Here is a 1,120-nt window from a genome sequence, read left to right on the forward strand (position 1 = left end):
CCTCAACTCCCCTCCCCGTATTGCTTGTCGTAATATTCCTGGTATTTTCCCGAGGTCACGTTCTTCAGCCATTCTTCATTTTCGAGATACCAGTCAACCGTCTTTTCCAGTCCCTCTTCAAAGCGGAGGCTTGGAGTCCAGCCCAGTTCTCTTTGCAGTTTAGATGAGTCGATAGCATAGCGCAGATCATGTCCTGCCCTGTCTGTAACAAAGGTGATCAGCTGTTCAGATTCTCCCGGCTGCCGCCCGAGCTTCTGATCCATGATCTGGCACAGCAGGCGGATCAGGTCAATATTTTTCCATTCATTATGCCCACCGATATTATACGTATCTCCCGGCTTCGCATTATGAAAGATCACATCTATCGCCCTGGCATGATCTTCCACCCATAACCAATCCCTTACGTTCTCTCCTTTTCCATACACCGGAACAGGCTTATTATTTTTGATATTATTGATCGCCAGGGGAATCAGTTTCTCTGGAAAATGATACGATCCGTAATTATTGGAACAATTGGAAATAACGGTATCCAGCCCATATGTGTCGTGATAGGCCCTTACAAAATGGTCCGAGCCGGCTTTTGAAGCAGAGTAAGGGCTATGCGGATCATAAGCGGTGTCTTCAGTAAACAGCCCGTCTTCACCAAGAGTACCATATACCTCGTCGGTCGAAACATGATAAAAGCGTTTGGTTGAATAGCTGTCCTTCCAGTATTTCCGGGCAGCATTCAGCAAGTTCACAGTGCCGACGATATTGGTAAGAACAAAGTCCAGGGGACTTGTAATCGAGCGGTCAACATGCGATTCCGCTGCCAGGTGGATCACCGCATCGAAATCCTCGGTCTGAAACAAGGAATCAATAAAATCAGCATCCACAATATCCCCTTTCACAAACCTGTAATTGGAAGAGGTCTCGACATCTTTCAGGTTTGCGAGATTCCCCGCATACGTAAGCTTATCCAGGTTGATGATTTCATACCCGGGATAAGTACTTACAAAACGTCTTACAACATGCGAACCAATAAACCCTGCGCCGCCTGTAATTAAAATCTTCTTCATCTGATAAATTTTAGATATGAGATAAGACAAGAAGGCCGAAGATAATCCCCCGGCCCCTTTTT

1 protein-coding gene is annotated in these 1,120 nt (G+C 46.0%); it reads right to left on the reverse strand.

The window, feature by feature from the left end:
- Positions 1 to 2: 2 nt before the first annotated feature.
- Positions 3 to 1,058: a dTDP-glucose 4,6-dehydratase gene (gene rfbB, locus DDR33_RS16580; protein WP_109416915.1), complete on the reverse strand. Its 1,056-nt coding sequence runs from the start codon at positions 1,056 to 1,058 to the stop codon at positions 3 to 5.
- Positions 1,059 to 1,120 lie beyond the last annotated feature (62 nt).

The organism is Pararcticibacter amylolyticus (assembly GCF_003130405.1).
Classification (GTDB): Bacteria; Bacteroidota; Bacteroidia; order Sphingobacteriales; family Sphingobacteriaceae; genus Arcticibacter; species Arcticibacter amylolyticus.